Origin of the sequence: Haloparvum sedimenti (assembly GCF_001462205.1) — an archaeon.
Taxonomy (GTDB): Archaea; Halobacteriota; Halobacteria; order Halobacteriales; family Haloferacaceae; genus Haloparvum; species Haloparvum sedimenti.
This window is the reverse complement of the sequence record NZ_LKIR01000130.1, coordinates 84,493-88,370: the sequence shown is the minus strand read 5'-3', so window position 1 is coordinate 88,370 and position 3,878 is coordinate 84,493. Positions and strand designations below refer to the sequence as shown.

The 3,878-nt window shown below is 69.9% G+C and carries 2 protein-coding genes; both read left to right on the top strand.

Features of this window, described 5'->3' with window-relative positions; all coding sequences use genetic code 11:
* Window positions 1-3,155: fibronectin type III domain-containing protein (locus AN233_RS17390; RefSeq protein ID WP_058366944.1), on the top strand; the 3,155-nt coding region annotated here is incomplete at its 5' end.
* Window positions 3,156-3,220: 65 nt separating this feature from the next.
* Window positions 3,221-3,877 (top strand): hypothetical protein, encoded by a 657-nt coding sequence (locus AN233_RS11610; RefSeq protein WP_058366943.1) that lies wholly within the window; start codon window positions 3,221-3,223, stop codon window positions 3,875-3,877.
* Window position 3,878 lies beyond the last annotated feature (1 nt).

Genomic DNA, 3,878 nt, shown 5'->3' with positions numbered 1-3,878 from the left:
TCGGGACGGATCTAACAGGCGGACTCGCCGTCTCGACCGAGTCCTACACCGATAGTGGCCTCCCAGAGGGGCGGACCTACCACTACACACTCCGGCGCGACACGGGAGACACGACCGCGGACTCGACGCAGACGTCGATCACGACCAGCCTCCCAGCGCCGACTGACAACACCGTCGACGCCGAGCGGGACTCTGAGCTCGACCAGTCGTGGACGCTCCAGTCGGTCGACGAGGATGGCGTCCGCGTCTACCGGCGTCCAACCGGCGGGACCTGGTCCGAGGTCGCGGACCTCGGGGCCGGGGTGGAGTCGTACACCCACACGGGGGTGCTCAACGGGCAGGAGTACGAGATCTACGCGGAGGCCTACACCGCGGACGCGAGCAGCGACAGCACGATCGCGACCGGGACGACGACCCTCCCAGACGAGGACGCGCCCGTGCTGGGAAACGGCGTCGAGGACGAGGTCGCCGTCGACCGGGAGGCGGCCGTCTCGAACAACGGCTCGGTCCGGATCCAGATCCGCGAGGCGGGCGCGTCCGTGTGGGACTCCACGGCCGGCGGCTTCGGAGAGTTCATCGGGGCGTTCGACACGCTCACGATGGAGTTCGTGGACAAGGCCGACGGTGAAGAGTACGAGGTTCGGGCCCGGACGGAGACCGACTACCGGACGGGGGCATGGACTGATCCCGTCGCGATCACGACCAAGTTCCCGGGGGCGACCGGGCTCGCTGCGACGGTCGTCGACGCAACGACGGTCGATCTCGCATGGATGGACAACGCCGATAACGAGGATGGCCAGAAGATCGTTCGCGAGCGCCGCGGTCCCGACGGCAACTGGTGGCCCGAGCAGATCGTCGACGATGCGGGCGCGAACACGGAGAGCTACACCGACACGACGGCCCAGCCCGGCCGCGAGTACCGGTACCGTGTCCGGCCGTACACGGCGTACACGTCGTCGGACTCGAACACTGAGACGGCGACGACGCCCGCGGTCGGCCTCGCAAGCCAGAGCGTGCCGTCGACGGGCTGGCACGTCGAGGTGGAGACACCCTCGGGTGACGTCCTCCGGCCGACGCTGCTGGGCGACCCGGCGTGGCAGCCGACCACCAACGGCCTGCCCGGGATCGAGGTTCCGGTCGCCGGGGGCGACCGCTGGCGCGACCAGACGCTGTGGGGCCAGCCCTGTCGCGTGTGGATCGACGGCCAGCGCCTGCCGATCGACACGCTCGACGGTGCTCGCGTGACACCGACCGGGGCGACGCTCGAGGCCAGCGGTGGCCGGCACCTCTCGGAGCTCGTCGAGGGCTACCAGGTCGACGAGAATGAGACGCACGCCGAGGCCGAGAGCTTCGTCACGAGCAACACACCGTACGCGGTCGACGTCGACGACCCCGCGACGGACACGCGGTCGGACATCGTGATGCTGAGCGCACAAGAGTCCAGCATCGAGGACAACCTCCAGTCCTGGGACGCGACCACGCCCCTCGAGGTGACGCAACTCGACGGGGTGGGGATGCTCCAGACCGGCTGGTTCCACGAGGCGGAAGACGCGGACGGCTCCTACACGACCCGGTTCGCGGACCAGGACGGTGGCGACGGGACGGAGTGGTCAGGCGGGCGGTGTGCACAGCTCGACACCGCGGGCGAGCGCGTCGAGTTCTCCATCAGCTCGGGCTACACGATCCCTGACGGCGACCTCGTCCTCGACCTCCTGCTCGCGACCGAGGGGACGGCCCCGGCTTACGAGATCCGCGTCGACGGCACCGTCGTCAACAGCGGGGGCGAGGGTTCACTGTCGACCGGGAGCGGCCGCTTCGGGACGGGATGGTTCTCCTTCGGTGCCTCGCCAGTGGGCGGCCTGGATGCCGGCCTGCACACGGTCGTGTTCGAGGCGACCTCGACTCCGAGTGACGGGTCGATCTTCGTCGACGTCGGCTTCCCGAACGACAGCCGGTTCGACTACACCTTCGACGGGACGCCAGACTCGCAGGCAGTTCTCGACGGCCCTGAAGAGTTCCCGCCCAGCCAGACGGTCCAGACCGACGACGTCGCCAGCGTCGAGCAGGTGGTCGGCGGTGCCTTCGAGGTGACGATCGACGACACGAGTGGAGGGCAGGGGCTCGGGATCAGCAACGATCAGGGCGGCACCTGGGTCCGAGCGTCCAACACGGCGCTCGTCGAAGGCTCGTTCGCGAGCGGGTCCCAGCAGCTCCGCGGCGAGATCACGCTCTCGCGGTACGGTGAGCAGGACCAGTCCCCCCGCTACGGCTTCAAGTCGCAGCACGTCGACGAACTCGAGTTACGAGCGACCCTCGAGGACACGCCCGTCCTGCTCGACCGGCTGTTCGAGGGCGACGGCGACGAGGTCCTCAACGGGATGGCGGACTCAGGCGACTTCACGTGGGAGCTCCGGCGCGACCCCGCGGCCGCGGACGACGAACGTGACGGTCTCCAGGTCGTGTGGACACAGGCTGGCCAGCGGACGCAGGAGGCAGCGTTCGACCATGTGGACTGGGAGGTCCGCGAGACGATCGACGGTCGCTACGAGCGCGTCATCGTCGAGGGCGCCTCCCGCGACGAGGAGGGCGACACGATCTCGGCACCGCCGAACGACGGGTCGAGCTTCTCGACCGTCCAGGAAGCTCCGGTCGTCCCCGGGACGGAGACGGTGACTGATCCGGATACTGGCGACGAGTTCGAGCACGGGACGGACTACCGGATCCGCTGGGAGGACGGCGCCGTGTTCAACCTCGGCGGGCTAAACTCGGGATCGACCTACGCCGTCGACTACTCTTGGAAGTACCGCGGCGAGCAGACGATCCCGGACGTCTCCGCCGAGGATGCGCGGTCGGTCAAGCGCCGCGTACCCTCCGCGACCAGCGACCGTGAGTGTCGGCAGCTCGCACTCGCCGTGCTCCAGCAGGTGGACGAGCCGCGCCTCGAGGTGGAGGCGACGGTCGTGACGGACGACCCGACGCGGTCGCTCGTGGCCGCGCTCTCGGACCCCGGCATGCCCGTCGACGGCCCGCTCGTGATCCGCGACCAGACCTACCGCGCCGATGAGGTGGCCTACCGCTTCGAGTCGCGGCGCAGTATCAGCGAGGTGTTCGAGGACCGCGAGCAGCGCCTCGACGCGATCGCCGACCGCATCTGACGAGGGCGCCGTACCGATGACCGCCCGCGTGGCCCGCCGGGCGTAAGGGCGAGGGCCGCCAGACCATGCTCCAGTTACTCGACACCCTGAGTCGCATCGCCATCGAGCACGCGCCGCTGCTCGGGCCCGCCATCGCGTTCGTGCTGCTGGTTCTCGCCCGGCAGCACCTCGGCCGGTGGCCCGACCTCTGGCGGGCTCGCCGGATCGTTCTGCCGATCGTCGCCGACGTCGGCGAGGGCGAGTTCGAGGAGCCGCTCGACGAGCTGACCGACACCGACATCGAGGGCGCCATCCCCGAGAAGACGCGCCTGCCGCTGCAAGACCAGGAGTTCGCGGGCGTGATCGACGCGCCGCCGAGCGTCGTTCGCGAGGATCTCCGCTCGATGCCTCGCGTCTGGCCGGCGTCGCTCGCGAGCATCCAGTACGACGTCGTCGACGGCGAGCGCGTCTACGAGGTCGGCTCGTACGCGTACCGGCCGGCAGGCTTCCTCGCGGAGTGGCAGTACCACGTGCGCCTCACGCCTCGGGACGGCGGCCGTCAGACGGCGCTGTGGGCCCATAGAGAACGGTCGCCCTGGGCCCGCCCCAGACTCCACTACAAGGGCCAGGGCTGGGATGCGGACGCGGGCGTCCGCGAGATCGCGACGCTGTTCGCGAGCGATCGCCGGTACGCCCCGAGCGACCGGGCGATCGAGCTGGTCGCGACCGGCGCCGGCGAGTGAG